12 protein-coding genes are annotated in these 13749 nt (G+C 70.0%); 5 read left to right on the forward strand and 7 right to left on the reverse strand.

Annotated features, from left to right (window positions below):
* Positions 1 to 14: 14 nt before the first annotated feature.
* Positions 15 to 1871 (reverse strand): IPT/TIG domain-containing protein, encoded by a 1857-nt coding sequence (locus tag H6726_02620; protein ID MCB9656517.1) that lies wholly within the window; start codon positions 1869 to 1871, stop codon positions 15 to 17.
* Positions 1872 to 2089: 218 nt separating this feature from the next.
* Here H6726_02620 and H6726_02625 point away from each other — a divergent pair, with 218 nt between their 5' ends.
* Positions 2090 to 3553, forward strand: a complete 1464-nt coding sequence (locus tag H6726_02625; protein ID MCB9656518.1) for a hypothetical protein — start codon at positions 2090 to 2092, stop codon at positions 3551 to 3553.
* A 69-nt stretch (positions 3554 to 3622) separates the two neighbouring features.
* On the opposite strand, the gene H6726_02630 is transcribed toward H6726_02625, so the two are convergent.
* Entirely contained in the window at positions 3623 to 5185 is a 1563-nt protein-coding gene (locus H6726_02630; protein MCB9656519.1) for a hypothetical protein, read from the reverse strand.
* A gap of 618 nt (positions 5186 to 5803) precedes the next feature.
* On the opposite strand from H6726_02630, the gene H6726_02635 reads away from it, so the two are divergent.
* Together H6726_02635 and H6726_02640 are read left to right on the forward strand one after the other, a co-directional pair.
* Entirely contained in the window at positions 5804 to 6355 is a 552-nt protein-coding gene (locus tag H6726_02635; GenBank protein MCB9656520.1) for a hypothetical protein, read from the forward strand.
* Between the two features lie 117 nt (positions 6356 to 6472).
* Positions 6473 to 7387 carry an alpha/beta hydrolase gene (locus tag H6726_02640; protein ID MCB9656521.1) on the forward strand — a complete coding sequence of 305 codons (915 nt, stop codon included), beginning with the start codon at positions 6473 to 6475 and terminating at the stop codon, positions 7385 to 7387.
* Between the two features lie 10 nt (positions 7388 to 7397).
* Here the strand turns inward: H6726_02640 and H6726_02645 are convergent, their stop codons facing one another.
* Together H6726_02645 and H6726_02650 are read right to left on the reverse strand one after the other, a co-directional pair.
* Positions 7398 to 7799, reverse strand: coding sequence for an OsmC family protein (locus H6726_02645; protein MCB9656522.1), 402 nt, complete (start codon positions 7797 to 7799; stop codon positions 7398 to 7400).
* Entirely contained in the window at positions 7796 to 8683 is an 888-nt protein-coding gene (locus H6726_02650) for a pirin family protein (GenBank protein MCB9656523.1), read from the reverse strand. The genes H6726_02645 and H6726_02650 overlap by 4 nt, the downstream gene beginning before the upstream one ends.
* 144 nt (positions 8684 to 8827) lie before the next feature.
* Between H6726_02650 and H6726_02655 the strand changes: the two genes are divergently transcribed.
* Positions 8828 to 9763 (forward strand): LysR family transcriptional regulator, encoded by a 936-nt coding sequence (locus tag H6726_02655; protein MCB9656524.1) that lies wholly within the window; start codon positions 8828 to 8830, stop codon positions 9761 to 9763.
* Between the two features lie 61 nt (positions 9764 to 9824).
* Here the strand turns inward: H6726_02655 and H6726_02660 are convergent, their stop codons facing one another.
* Positions 9825 to 11105 carry a hypothetical protein gene (locus H6726_02660; GenBank protein ID MCB9656525.1) on the reverse strand — a complete coding sequence of 427 codons (1281 nt, stop codon included), beginning with the start codon at positions 11103 to 11105 and terminating at the stop codon, positions 9825 to 9827.
* A gap of 121 nt (positions 11106 to 11226) precedes the next feature.
* Positions 11227 to 11730, reverse strand: coding sequence for a hypothetical protein (locus H6726_02665; GenBank protein ID MCB9656526.1), 504 nt, complete (start codon positions 11728 to 11730; stop codon positions 11227 to 11229).
* 213 nt (positions 11731 to 11943) lie between these two features.
* Between H6726_02665 and H6726_02670 the strand changes: the two genes are divergently transcribed.
* Positions 11944 to 12486: a hypothetical protein gene (locus H6726_02670; protein ID MCB9656527.1), complete on the forward strand. Its 543-nt coding sequence runs from the start codon at positions 11944 to 11946 to the stop codon at positions 12484 to 12486.
* 21 nt (positions 12487 to 12507) lie between these two features.
* Here H6726_02670 and H6726_02675 read toward each other — a convergent pair whose 3' ends face one another.
* Complete coding sequence (locus H6726_02675) at positions 12508 to 13725, reverse strand: ATP-binding protein (protein MCB9656528.1); 1218 nt, start codon at positions 13723 to 13725, stop codon at positions 12508 to 12510.
* Positions 13726 to 13749 lie beyond the last annotated feature (24 nt).

The raw sequence follows: 13749 nt of genomic DNA on the forward strand, positions 1-13749 counted from the left end.
AAGGCGCGCGCGGATTACTCGACCTCGTACGCGCCCATGTCGTTGGCGGCGCCCTGGGGACGAACGGCCCCCAGAATGTCGACCAGCACGGGCGGGGTGAGCGCCGTCGCGGTGTTGCTGGACGGGCCGCCGGGGAGCGGGCGCAGCTCGTCGTCGGCGGTGGCGAAGACGTCGTCCGCGCCGTCGGGGTCAGACGCTGCGTTCAGGAACCCAGGGTCGAGAGCCACGCAGCCGCCTTGGTTGTCCAGGGTTCCGGCTGCGGTCGGGAACGAGTAGTCCGTCGCCACGCCCGTCGAGCCGAGGTCCTGCACGATGGAGTGCGAGAGGGTCATGACGCCCGTGCCGCCCTGGAAGGGAGCCACCGCTGGGTTGCCGTTGACGAACAGCTGCGAGCCCACCCCGGTCCCCGGCGCAATGAACGGGGGGTTGGTCAGGAACTGATTTCCCCAGAAGACGTTGTTGCGCAGCGTGACGGTGATGTCCCCCGCGTCGCCCAACGGCCCGAAGTTCGGGATGGCGGTGACGACCGCGACCGCGCCGCCTTGCATGGCCACGTTTCCGAAGAACGTGCAGTGCGCGATCACGACGTCGTTGGTGTCGCTCCCCGCGAACAGGATCGCCCCACCCGCGCCGCCACCGCCCGGCGAACCGAAGAAGGGCGCGCCCGGCGGGAGCGCGAACATGGTGCTGTTGCCGACGAACACCGAGTTCAGGAAGCGCAGCGTGCCCAGCCCGCGCGCGAACACCGCGCCACCGCCACCGACCGTGCCCCCCACCGGGTCGCTGCGGTTGCTCCGCGTGCTGTTGGCGTGGAACACGCTGCGGTCGACCACGACGACATTGCTGGCCATGGAGTGGATCGCCAGCGCGCCCCCCGAGCCCGCGTTGGTGGTCGTAGCGTGTGTGATGGTGTTGCCCACGAAGGCGCAGTCACGGAGGACGACCGAGGCGTTGGTCACCAGCATGCCGGCACCGTCCGACAGCGCGTCGGTGATGTTCCCGTCGCGGATGGTGAAGCCATCGAGCGTCGCGTTGCCGATCCCGTTCGCGACCACGATGTGGTCCGTGTTGTCGGCCTCGCCCGCTGCGCCGATCTCTCCGCTGAGGACGGTCGGATGCGCTCGGGCGTCGCGCGCGTCCCGTTGCGCTTCTCCCCCCGCGAAGCCGCCGTACACGCTCACGCCATCCACGAGCACGAACGACAGCGACTGGTCACCGGGGTTGGCCGCGTCGGGGGTGTAGGTCCCCTCGGCCACCCAGATCTCGTCCCCGGACTCGGCCGCGGCGAGCGCGTCCTGAAGGTCGACGAACGCGTCCTCCCAGCTCGTGCCGTTGTCGTTGCCCGTCGCGTCGGCGTCCACCAGCAGCACGTCGGGCAGCCAGCTGAACGAGAGCGCGTTGCTGACCCGACCATCGACCGTCACGGTCACGTCCACGGCCTCGGTCATGCTCGCGGGCACGACGACCACGAGGGAGCCCTCGGCGGCCTGCTCCACGATGACGGCCACCGCGCCGAACAGCACGGTGTTGTTGTCGGCCACGGCGTCGAAGCCGCTGCCGGTGAGCGTGATGCGCGCTCCGGGCACCGCCGCGCTGGATGACAGGGACGTGAGCACCGGGGCAGGGATGCCGCTGTCGGGGGGACCTGAGTCCTCCGAGCCCTGGTCGAGCGTGCCTTGGTCGGCACCTTGGTCGGTCGAGCCTCCGGCGTCCGCGCCCTGGTCGTCGAGCCCGAGGTCATCGAGGCCCTGGTCCCCCGTCGCAGCATCGCCGCCGGCGTCGCCTGTGCTCGGAGAGCCTCCGCCGCACCCGGATGCGAGCAGACAAAGGATGAGGGACCACGGCAAATGGACGGAAGACCGGCGCGCCATCATGAGCTCCTGGCCCGTCCGGGGGGGATGACGGACGGGCACGGAGAGTGTGCCACACCTCCCAGGTGACGCGAATATTCTTGTGTGAACGGCAGACATCCCCATGACAGCGCTGCACCTACGCTTCCTGCGCAGCGTGGGCGAGCTTTCCGCACGGCGCCGCGTGGGCTACACTGACCCTCATGTCGAGGGTCGAGGCGTCTGTCGTTGGTGTGACCATGGATCGGGGCAAACTCGCCCAGCTGAGGTGCATCCTGCTCATGTGTTCGCTGGGCGTGAGCGCGTGCGACAGCGGTGGCTCCCCCACCAGCGACCTCGGCCTGGCGGATGGCGACATGGCCGACGCAGGGCCGTGCGCCGACGGGAGCGCGCGTACGCTGATGCTCCGTGACGCCGACGAAGACGGCTTCGGCACGCTCGCAGGCGCGGACGCCCACGGCTGCCCAGCGGTCGGGTGGGTCCCCTACCCGGAGGACGGCCGGCTCGACTGCGACGACGGCGACGCGCGCGCCACCCCAGACGCGGAGGACTACTGCGACTTCGACTCGGACGGGGCCATCGGCCTGGACGACTGCGACGACCACAACCATCGTCGTCACCCAGGCGCGGTCGAGCGCTGCAACGACGTGGACGACGACTGCGATGGGCTCGTCGACGACGAGGATCAGGATGGCCTGATGGACCCGGAGGACACCTGGGCCCGCGACGAAGACGACGACGGCTACGCGTCCGAGGTGTTCCTCGCGTGCGAGGACCCAGGCGATGGGTTCGTCTTGTGGGGCGAGCGCACGAAGGAGCTCGACTGCGCACCCCTCGACCCCGACGTCCACCCGCACCGCATGGACGACTGCGCCGCTCGGGCCGACGCCAACTGCGACGGCGTGTTCGAGCCCGTATACGTGGAGGAGCCGTGGTTCCCACAGGTCCCCTACTCGTCCGCGGGCTTCACCGCAGCGGGCGAAGACGACCCGCCGACGCTGATTGCCATCCCCGGCAACGACCCCATCACCATCGACCTGTGCCCTGGGACGTACCGCGTCATGCTCGACCTCGGCACGAGCTTCGCCTGGCGCACCGACTTCACGGTGCGGGGTCATGGCGCCTCCCCCGAGGAAGTCGTCCTGGACGCCGCTCACGCGGGCCGCACCGTCGTCGTTCCTCCGTGGGCCAACCTCGACCAGATTGGGCGCGCCTCCGTCGCGCGCTTCGAGAACCTCACGCTCACGGGCGGGCGTGCACCCGACGGCGAGCGCGGCGGGTGCATCCTGCAGGGCGGCAACGACGACCCTCACAGCTCCGGCGCGCTCACCTTGGACCGCGTGCTCCTGCGCGACTGCCGCGCGGACGTCGGCGGCGCCGTGGCGGTGGAGCGGAACAACATGCTGACCATGACCGACGTCGTCATCACGGACGCGCACGCGACCCAGCGCGGCGGCGGCGTGGACTTCGAGGGCCTGTCGCTCACGATGAGCGGCGGGTCGTTCAGCGACGTGAGCGCCCCGGGGGGTCAGGGCGCCGCGCTCGCCGCGAGGCTCCCCGTGGAACAGAGCCTGTCGCTGCAGTCCGTCGACCTCGGCGCGGTAACAAACGACTTCGCGCTGCGCACCGAAGCGGAGACGGTCGTGCGGGACCTCGCCGACGGCGCGAGCCTGACGTGCACGCCCACCGCCTGCACTCCCTGATCCGCCGCGAGCCCGGGGCGTCCCTGCGCACGAGACGATGCGCCAAGGACACCAACGACCGCAGCCGAGTCAGAACACGATCACACCGCTCGCCACGAAGCCGGTGGACAGCCCTGCACACTGCCCGCCGACGACGACGTCATAGAGGTTCGCGAGGATCGGCCCGATGTCGTCGAACGCGATGTCACCGCCCAGCAGTGGCAGCAGCGTCATGAAGGTGGCCTCGAAGTCCATGCGTGCGACGTAGCCGCCGATGACCGCGTCCAGCAGGGATTCGCCGATCGTGCCGCTGATGATTACGCCGCTGACTTCGATGGGAATGTTCACCGTGCTGGTACCGGTGTCGTACGGGATGGCCAACGACAGGGCTGGAGTCTGGCCAAGGAAGTGGCCGGCGCCGTCAAGAGACACACCGAACGGGCCAGCGAGGGTGGTGGCCGATGGGCCCGTCCCGTCGAGCACCTCGACGATCGCGCACCCGGTACCCCTCCTGACACGCACGATGAGGTCCAAGCGCCCGCATGTGGGAGACCCCGCTGGACACTCCAACGCGTTGTCGATCGCAGCCTGGAGGTCGATGGGGTTGTCCGGCGAGAGCGCTGGGAGCGCGGCGTTCAGTTCGATCAGCGAGTTGTCGATGCCCCCCGCATAGTCCGGGATGCCGCAGGTGTCCCCGACTCCGTCCACGTTCTGCCCGATCACCATCCCTTGGCTGACCTGCTCAGGGGTCGGGATGCGAAACGCGTTGATGCGGTAGTCGACCGGGCCGCCCGCGTCCGCACATGTGATCATGCTGGGGTCGATGCACACGCCTTCGACGCAGGAGCCGGTGTTGCACACGCCCGCACAACAGCCCTCCCCGATGGCCCCGCACGGCGCCGCGCAAGTGGGTCCGTCCGCCGTCCCCTCGCACGTGCCGCCGTTGCTGCAGGTCCCTACGCTGCCACAGGTGTCCGTGTCGACACAGAAGGTCCCGCAGCAGGGCGCGCCAGCGGACTCGCCGCAGTCCACGCACTCCCCCCGGAAGCAACTCTGCCCCTGTTCGCAGGCGTTGCCGCACGCACCGCAGTTGGCCTCCGAGTTCAGCAGCACCAACGGACTGGACGCCACGGTGGCGTCGGAGTCGATGATGCCGTTGCAGTCGTCGTCCCTGCCGTTCCCACAGATCTCGGGCGCACCCGCGCCGACGTCGTCGTCCGCGTCGTTGCAGTCCGTCCCGCCGCACACCAGGGGGATCTCGCCGTCCCCGTCGTTGTCGAGGAGGGAGAAGGTGCACGTCGCGGTGACCGCGTCGCACACCTCGTCACGGGTGCATGGATCGTCGTCGACGCAGTCGGACGGCCGCCCGCACACGCGCCCCGTGAGGCAACCCGCCGTGGGATGGCAGACGGCGTTGTCCTCGCAGAGCGCGGAGCTGACGCTGTGCAGACAGGTACCCGACGCGGTGCACGTGTCGACGGTGCATGCGACACCGTCGTCGCACTGGGCCGCGCTGCTGCACATCTGATGGGTGCACGTCACGCCGTTGCCCGCGAAGCCGGTCACACATGCGCACGTGAACGCGCCCGGGGTGTCGGTGCAGATCGCGTGGGGAGAGCAGTTGTCGGTCTCGAGCGCGCACTCGTCGGTCACTGACTCGGAGGTACACACACGTCCATCACCCTGGTACCCCGGGGGACAGGCCGCACACAGAACGGTTCCGTCGCTCGCCTGCCCACACAGCACCAAGGGCGTGATCGAGCACCCGCCGTTGTCGACGGCGCACGAGGTCGGGAGAGACTGATCCAGACCGGGACCCGTGTCACCTGCGCCGCCGTCGGGGTTTGGTTGCCCACCGCCGCACCCGGCGATCGCTGGTGAGACGAGAACCCACGCGACCAGAGCGAACGCACGCAGCACAGACAACCGAGCATCAGATTCCATGAGCACCTCTCCTTCACCCAGGGAACGCACGTCCTTCCCCTCGGAGGCGCAGCTATGTCCGCTCCCATACAAGGCGACAAGTCGTCGGGACCCGGACGTATGGGCCGACGCCCGACGCACCCGGATCCGCCGTGTGCCTCGGGGCCGCATGTCGACGTCCCTGCGCATGGGTTGCCACGGCAGGGACGACGACGACCGCAGACTCAGAACACGACCAAGCCGTCCGCGAGGAAGCCGACGGAGACCCCGTCACACTGCCCGCCGAGGCGGACGTCGTAGAGATTGGCCATTCCTGCCCGGTTTGGCGCGCGTGCTACCGTGCGCCTCGTGACGTTCCCGAACCGACGTGCTTTCTCCACAGCCGCCTGGCTGCTCGTCCTCGCCGCCTGCGGCGGAGCCTCGTCAGCCACCTCGGGGGGTGGCGCCACGACGACACAGGCAGGCCCTCCTCTCGGCAGCGTGCGCGAGGTGAGCTGGGCCACGCGCACCTATCCCGGCTTGGACCTCGCCGCAGACGACGAGCTGGGCGAGCCCCTGTTCGCCGACATCACGGGCGACGGGCGTGAGGAGGCGGCGCTCGAAGGGATGGCCATCATCCCCGACGGGAACTCGTACGTGACCTACGTGTACCTCTTCACGCTCGCCGAGGGTGCGTCCGGGCCGGACCTGCTGGCCACCGTGGTGGGCGGTGATCGCGCGGACGGCAGCATCCGGCTCACGGGCCTGGACGCGGCGGGCCTGCACCTGGCGCGCGCCATCCTCGGGCCCGACGACGCCATGTGCTGCCCCAGCAGCGAGCAGCACGAGGTGTGGACGTGGAACGGCAACGAGCTCGTGGAGGAGGAGAGCGCGCGACGCACCGAGCCGACGGAGCCGTAGCCCCGACCCGCCAAGCGCAGGACGTTCGCGAGGCCGTGGCACGAACGTCTGCCAGCCCGCGTGAGCAGATGCGCTCCCGTGGGAATGACGTCGCGCACGGTCACGGTTGGTGTGCGGATGGAACCTGCCCGTGGGACCAATCGCACGCGCACCCGCACGAACGTCGCCCGCGTGGTGCTCGCGCTGGGATTGGGCTGGGCGCTGTCCGGTGTGGTGGCCGCGCAGCTCTTCGTGCGACGCGCGCGCTCGCCCTACGCAGAGCCTGCCCCCGATGGCTTCACGGACCTGCGGCTGCGCACGTCCGACGGCGTGGAGCTGGGCGCCTGGTACGCGGCTGCGAGCAACCCCCGCGCGTCGGCCGTACTCGTGCACGGGAACGGCTCGTGCCGCACGCAACTGGAGGGAGACGCGAGGCAGCTGCTGGCGCTGGGCGTGAACGTGCTCGCGATCACGCTGCGGGCCCACGGAGACTCGGAGGGCGAGCGCAACAACCTGGGGCTGGACGCACGCCGCGACGTCATCGCCGCCGTCGCGCACCTCCGCGCCCGCGAGCCCGGTGTGCCCGTGGTGGTCTACGGCAAGTCCCTCGGCGCAGCCGCCGCCGTGTTCGCGGGAGCGGAGCTGCAGCGACGTGTGGCGGGGTACGTGCTGGTGGCGCCGTTTGCCACGCTGCGCTTGGCGGTGGCGCGCCGGACCGAGCGCTACCTGCCACCTGGTGTCGACCAGCTCGCGTACACGGCCTTGCTGTTCGGTGCCCAGTTCGCGCTGCCCGAGCTGGATCATGTCGCACCGGCGCAGGCGGCCACGCGGCTGCCTCCGGAGATGCCCGTGCTCCTGTTCGCAGGCGCCGAGGACGACCGCGCGCCGGCCAGCGACGCCCACCTCATCGCGGCACCTCTCTCGAACGCGCACGTGGTGGTCGTGCCGGGCGCGGGCCATGACGGCCTCGCGCTAAGCGAACCCACGGCCAGCATGAACGCGCACCTGCGTGCGTTCCTGAACCGTGTCGCGCCCATACGTTCACCGCCGTAGTCGCGCCCCGTCAGGCGCCCGCGGTCGTCGTGATCGGCGTGCCCGCGAGCAGCGTCTTGGTGACCGGCGTCTTGCCAGCCACCTCGAGCAGCCGCGCCCACTGCTCGTCGGTGAGCACCTCGCTCACGTGCAGGACGCGCTCGATCCGGCTCTCGCCTTCGTGGTTCTTCAGAAAGGTGAGGTCCACGCGCAGCTGCCCCAGCGCCCAGCCCTTGCGCTGTGCGTACATCTCGAGCGTGATGGCGGTGCACGCGCCGAGCGACGCGAGCAGCAGGTCGTAGGGCGCTGGCCCCGCGTCCTTGCCGCCCGCGTGCTCGGGCTCGTCGGCGACGAGCTGGTGGTTGCCGGTGCGGATGTCTTGCCGGTAGGGGACGCCCTGGGACGTCACGCCGGCGGTGGCGATGGCTTTCATGCGTGTGTTGCTCCGGCGCGCGCGACGTGACCAAAGCGGCCGCTGTTGAAGTCCGTGATGGCCTGGTCGATCTCGGCGTGCGTGTTCATGACGAAGGGACCGTAGCCCGCGATGGGCTCGCGCAGCGGCTCGCCGCTCAGCACCAAGACAGTCGCATCGTTGTTGGCTTCGATCGAGAAGTCCGTGCCGGCCTGCTCGAACACGGCCAGCTGCGCGCTGCGCAGCACCTCTCTGTCGTTGAGCTGCACCGTGCCGCGCAACACCACCACCGCGAGCGAGTGCCCGTCTGGGACGCGCAGCTCGGCGCGCCCGCCCGGCGTGAGCCGCAGGTCCCACACGTTCACGGGAGAGTGCGTGTCCGCCGGCCCGGCATGCCCCAGGAGCTCACCTGCGATGACGCGCGCCCGCCCCGCGCCGTTCGGCAGCGAGACGACGGGAATCTGCGCGGCGGTGATGGCCTGGTAGCGTGGGGGCGTGAGCTTGTGCGCGGCGGGCAGGTTGACCCACAGCTGCACCATCTCGAGCGCCCCACCGCGCTCCGTGAACGCGGCCGAGTGGAACTCGTCGTGCACGAGCCCAGCGCCCGCCGTCATCCACTGCACGTCGCCAGGGCCGATGACGCCCCCGCCGCCCGCGGAGTCACGGTGCTCGACCTCGCCCTCGTAGACGATGGTCACCGTCTCGAAGCCGCGGTGCGGGTGCTCACCCACGCCGCGTCGCCGAGGCGGGTTGGCCGAGAACTGCGCCGGACCCGCGTAGTCCAGCAGCAGGAACGGGCTGAGCGCCTGACCGAGCGTGTTGTAGCTGAAGAGGGAGCGCGCCGGAAAGCCGTCGCCCACCCAGTGCGGAGCGGGGGCCGCGTAGACCTTGTGGATGTTCTTCATGGTGACGAAAAGATTATCCATGGAACAATCAGGCGAAAGTGTTGCCATTCGCCACGCAGCGTTCCGAGTATGGAACGATCTCCCGGATGAGAGGACACCCACTCGTCCCTTGTCGGATCCCGCGCCGTCCCCGAGAGGACACCCATGCAAGACCTCAACGACCTCTACTTCTTCGCGCAGGTGGTGGACCACGGCGGCTTCGCGCCCGCGGGGCGCGCACTGGGTGTCCCCAAGTCGACGCTCAGCCGGCGTGTCGCAGCGCTCGAGGAGCGGCTCGGGGTGCGCCTGCTGCAACGCACTTCCCGCCGCTTCTCGGTCACCGAGCTGGGAGCGGACTACTACGAGCACTGCAAGGCGCTCGGCGTCGAGGCCGAGGCCGCCCAAGCCGCGATCGACCGCGCCACGTCGGAGCCCACGGGCATCGTGCGCGTCAGCTGCCCGATCACGCTGTTGCAAGCGGGCGTGGACCGCATGCTGGCCGAGTTCATGCTGCAGAACCCCAAGGTCACGCTGCAGCTCGAGGCCAGCAACCGCCGCGTGGACGTGATCGCGGAGCGAGTGGACGTGGCCATCCGCGCGCTCACCCCACCCTTTCCGGACAGCGAGCTGCGACTGCGGGTGTTGGCCGAGCGCGCGTGGCGGCTGGTCGCGAGCCCAGGCTTGCTGGCGGCACACGGGACGCCGACCCATCCCTCGGAGCTCGCCCGCTTCCCGAGCCTGGCGTTCGGCGTACCGCAGGACGAGCCCCGTTGGGAACTGCAGGACGCGGCCGGGACACGCTGGACCCAAGCGCACACCCCTCGACTCCTGACCGGCGACATGGTCGCGCTCAGGGCCGCGGCCCTCGCGGGGGTGGGCATCGTACAGCTGCCGAGCATGATCCTCTGCGACGAGCTGCTCGCGGGGGCGCTGGTGTCGCTCTTGCCCGACTGGCGCGCGCCGTCTGGAGTCGTGCACCTCGTGTTCCCGTCGCGGCGCGGGCTGCTGCCCTCCGTGCGCGCGTTGATCGACTTCCTGACCGACGCCTTCGCGCAGCTGGACGAGCACGGGACTTTCATGAGGTCCCGGGGCGCCCCATGAAGCTGTCCAGCGCGTCGCTGAAGGGGTTGGTGGATGGCTGAAGCCAGGCTTGGAGCGTTGGTCAGCTGCGCGCGCCCAGCACGGCAGCCATGCCCCCGCCGACGGTGCGCATGTTGGTGGTCTGCCCCTGATACAGCCGCGCGGCCACCATCTGCACCTCACCCGCGTACGCGAACTCACGGACGTCCAGCTTGAGCGGGCCCACACCACGGCCGACGCGCTCGCTGGGCGGGACCACCTGCTGCGCCACGTAGCGCTCTGGAGCGCCCAGGATCTCGTCGAACACCCGGCGCGTGAGCTTGTCACCGCGGTACGCCGCGCGGCTCCCGAAGCCATCGCGAGGCTTGAAGAACCACCGCTTGCGCTCGGCCCAGAGCGTGTCGCGCGGCAGGTCGCGCACGACGTGGGTCTCGGGCACGTGGGTCGTGAGGGTCGCGATGTCCTCCTCGCTGGCGCCCAGTTCGCGGAGCGCCGCGGCGTCGGAGAGCACGGCCAGGTTGGCCTTGTCCGCATACAGCGCGTGCGCGCGCGGCGGCGGCGTGACGACCACGGCGTCGTCGAGGTGGGCCGCGCGCAAGAGCGCGTGCCCTGGGTCGGCCAGACGGAAGTCGGTCGCGCGCAGGTAGACCAAGTCGATGGGCTCGGGGTCACCCGCGAGACACACCGTCCCGCCCACGCGGACGAGCCCTGCGGGGTCGGTCACGCTCGCGCGGATGCCATGCCGCGCGAAGAGCGCCGCGAACAGCTCGAACTCGGGCTGCAGGAACTGCCCCTCGGGCTCGTCGTCCACGATGGCCACGTGCCGCAACACAGCGCCGGGCCGGGCCAGCGCGAGCTCCTGGCGAAACATGCTGACGATGCGCGCCTCGAGCTGGCTCACGTCGTAGGGCAGGTCGAAGGCGCGCTCGACCTGTTCACAACACGGCCGCTGGGCCTTGGCGAGCACCAGCTGCAAGAGCGCGCCGCCGGCGTTGGTGTTGACCTCGATCAGGCGAGGTCCGTCCGCGCCCAGGTGGAAGTCGAAGCCCAGGAACACCCCTCGCGCCCCACCGTTGGGTCCCACCGCGTGGCGCGTGGCCTCGTCCGCGTCTGTCAGCGCGCGCTCAACGAACGCGGGCAGGGCCACGACGCGCTCCATGGCCGCGACCGTGCGGCGCATGGCGTCGAGCTCTGGGCCGCCCACGAACACCGGCAGCGGCGCGAACAGGTTGGGGTGGGACGCCACCAGCGACTCCGCCCAGCCCGCCGGCATGCTCTCCCCGAGCAAGCGCGAGAGCGCGTCCATGTCCGTCGAGACGCAGTCGCAGCTGCGGTTGAGCACGTCGGCCAGCGTGTGGTCCATGGCGCGCCACCATGACCACGATGCGCAGGTCGGCAAGGCCAGCGCGCCGAGCGACGGGCCAAAAGCCCCAGGGCACACGACACGGGCACAGGACACGGGCCCCCGAGCCCCCGCACACGGTTCACGCGGGCGTCGCGGCTCCGTCCGATTCGTCACCCGCGTCGAAGCGCGCCTTCCGGTGCCACCGGAGCCCCGAGACGTCGGGGAGCCCAACGAGCGCTTCGTGAACGGCCAACGCAGCGTCGGAAGTGACCTGACGCGCGCCCGCCCCAGCGAAGAGCGTGCGCAACGACCAGCTGCGCTCCACGAAGCACAAACATGTCGGCTCGCTCGCCAACGACATGCTTGCTGCGACGTCGTCACCGAGGAGCACCTCCGGCGTCATGCGCGCCCCGACACCCAGCCAGTGCTCTTTCCCTGCGACGCGAAAGGGCACGCACCAGCCCCAGTCTTCGCAGAAGGGCTCGCGTGGTTCATGGCCCGCCGCACGCAGCGCTTCCGCGAGCCGGCGAGCCAGCCTCTCTCCTGGCAGACCGTTCACGTTGTCGGCGCTGGGGACGACCACGTCGGCGATGTCGGCAAAGAAGGTCGCGCAGGTGCGAGGCGAAGCGTCCACGAGCGCCATGGTCCTCGTTGGTCGAGCATCGTTCAAGACGGAGACGCACCCCTTGCGCTCGCGCCGGCCCGGCACCAGAGTCGCGGTCACGGGCGCCGAGGGGCGCCTCTCCCGCCGAAAGCCTCCGCACCCTCGTTCAACCAGTCCGTTTCGCGGTTCTACCGTCACGAAACCCATCGCCTCTCATGGAGCGGGAAGCGAGAGACCGAATGAGGAGTCGTCATGGAACCCGTCGAGAACGTGAAGCACCGCGCGCGCCTGTTGCAGCAGCGCGCCCAAGCATCCAACCCCGAGGCGCTCGCCGTGCTGCGCACGCTGCCCGAGCTGCACGCGCTGAGCGACGAGGCCCTGCTGGAGACGCTGCAACGACGTCACTGCCTGGCCGCACTGGCCAAGGCGCTGGGCTTCGGCAGCTGGCCCCACGCCAAGAGCGTGCTGAGCGGTGAGGCGCTCTTGCACCCCGAGAAGCAGCCCCACCCCGGGCCCGACCTGGGTACGCTCATGCACCGCGAGCTGGGCGGCGCGTACTGGAACATCTGGTCGGCGTCGTACGCCGAGGCACGCGACATCCGCGCCGAGCACGGCGGGTACCTGCTGCCGTATCGCAAGCAGTTCTTGATCGTGGAGACGCACTACCTCGAAGCGCTCGACCTGGACGCCGGGGACCCCGACTGGGAGCGCATCGGGCGCGACTGGGCCGCACCCGCCGACCTCACCGCGTGGGCGCGGCTGACGTCGCGCGCAGTGGACGCCCGGCTGAGCTGACACGGCCACTGGCGCGCTCCATCATGGCTTCAGGGCGTCGAGCAACGCCTCCAGGTCGTTCCAAGGGAGCACCGTGACGTGGCTGCGGTCTTGGCGCACGGTACCCCCGTGCACCAACCATGCGCTGAACGATGCATCCGACAGTGCTGCGCGCCAGTAGTCGAGCCCGGTGAAGAAGTCGGACGCAACGGTCTCGCCGGACTTGACCTCGACGGCTTGGAGGCGACCCGGCGCCGTCTCGATCAACCCGTCCACCTCGTGCCCCGCCTTGTCCCGGAGGAAGTGCAGGTTGGGCGTCTGGCCCGTGTGCGCCTGCACCTTGCGGAGTTCGGTCATCACCCAGTTCTCGAAGAGTGCTCCGCGCTGGGGATGCGCGACGACATGACCCGGTTGACGAACCCCGAGCAACCAGGCAGCTAGGCCGGGATCGGTGAAGTACAGCTTCGGGGTCTTGATGAGCCGCTTGGTGGCGTTGTTGAACCAGGGGCGCACCAAGAACAGGAGATGGCTCGCTTGGAGGACGGACAGCCACGCGTCAGCCGTCACCCGCGTGATGCCAGCGTCGGCGGCCAGCGCGCTGACGTTGACCAACTGTCCGATGCGCCCGGCACACAGCTGCACGAAGCGCTGGAAGGTCGCGAGGTCTTGGACATGGAGGACCTGGCGGACATCGCGCTCGAGGTAGGTGCTCACATAGTCCTGCAGCCACACGGACGGCTCGACCGGGCGGTCGTACAACGGGGGAAACAACCCGCAGTACAGGAGCTCGTCGACCGTCGTCGGGGCCCGGCCGACCCGCTGCAGCTCTCCCAACGAGAACGGCAGGAGCGTGAGCATGGACGCGCGCCCCGCCAAGCTCTGCGTGATGGAAGCCATGAGGTCGAACTGACTCGAGCCGGTCAGGACGAAGCGCCCCATGCGCCGGTCGGCGTCCACGACGCCCTGGAGGTACGAGAACAGGTCCGGCGCGCGCTGGACCTCGTCGATGATGGCACCGTCCCCCACCTGTCGTAGGAACGCACGAGGATCGGCCAACGCAAACGCGCGCGTGTCTGGGTCCTCCAGCGAGACGTACGGGAGGTTGGGTGCCAGCAGCCGCGCGAGGGTTGTCTTGCCCGACTGCCGAGGCCCCGTGATGGTGAGGACGGGGTAGCCAGCCAGCCGCTTGCGCGCGGTGTCCGTCAGGACACGAGGCACGGGGTCAGGGGGAAGGGCCGGTGAGGTCACTTGGGCGACCATGTCCATTTGTATACCCGACTATAC

Source organism: Sandaracinaceae bacterium (genome assembly GCA_020633055.1).
GTDB lineage: Bacteria > Myxococcota_A > Polyangia > Polyangiales > Houyiibacteriaceae > JADJJE01.

What these genes read in the sequence shown, in the direction of transcription:
- H6726_02655 (MCB9656524.1), top strand. Translation starts at nt 8,828, where the DNA reads ATGCAAGACCTCAACGACCTCTACTTCTTCGCGCAGGTGGTGGACCAC.
- H6726_02625 (MCB9656518.1), top strand. Translation starts at nt 2,090, where the DNA reads ATGGATCGGGGCAAACTCGCCCAGCTGAGGTGCATCCTGCTCATGTGT.
- H6726_02660 (MCB9656525.1), bottom strand. Translation starts at nt 11,105, where the DNA reads ATGGACCACACGCTGGCCGACGTGCTCAACCGCAGCTGCGACTGCGTC.
- H6726_02640 (MCB9656521.1), top strand. Translation starts at nt 6,473, where the DNA reads ATGGAACCTGCCCGTGGGACCAATCGCACGCGCACCCGCACGAACGTC.
- H6726_02665 (MCB9656526.1), bottom strand. Translation starts at nt 11,730, where the DNA reads ATGGCGCTCGTGGACGCTTCGCCTCGCACCTGCGCGACCTTCTTTGCC.
- H6726_02620 (MCB9656517.1), bottom strand. Translation starts at nt 1,871, where the DNA reads ATGGCGCGCCGGTCTTCCGTCCATTTGCCGTGGTCCCTCATCCTTTGT.
- H6726_02670 (MCB9656527.1), top strand. Translation starts at nt 11,944, where the DNA reads ATGGAACCCGTCGAGAACGTGAAGCACCGCGCGCGCCTGTTGCAGCAG.
- H6726_02675 (MCB9656528.1), bottom strand. Translation starts at nt 13,725, where the DNA reads ATGGTCGCCCAAGTGACCTCACCGGCCCTTCCCCCTGACCCCGTGCCT.
- H6726_02650 (MCB9656523.1), bottom strand. Translation starts at nt 8,683, where the DNA reads ATGAAGAACATCCACAAGGTCTACGCGGCCCCCGCTCCGCACTGGGTG.
- H6726_02645 (MCB9656522.1), bottom strand. Translation starts at nt 7,799, where the DNA reads ATGAAAGCCATCGCCACCGCCGGCGTGACGTCCCAGGGCGTCCCCTAC.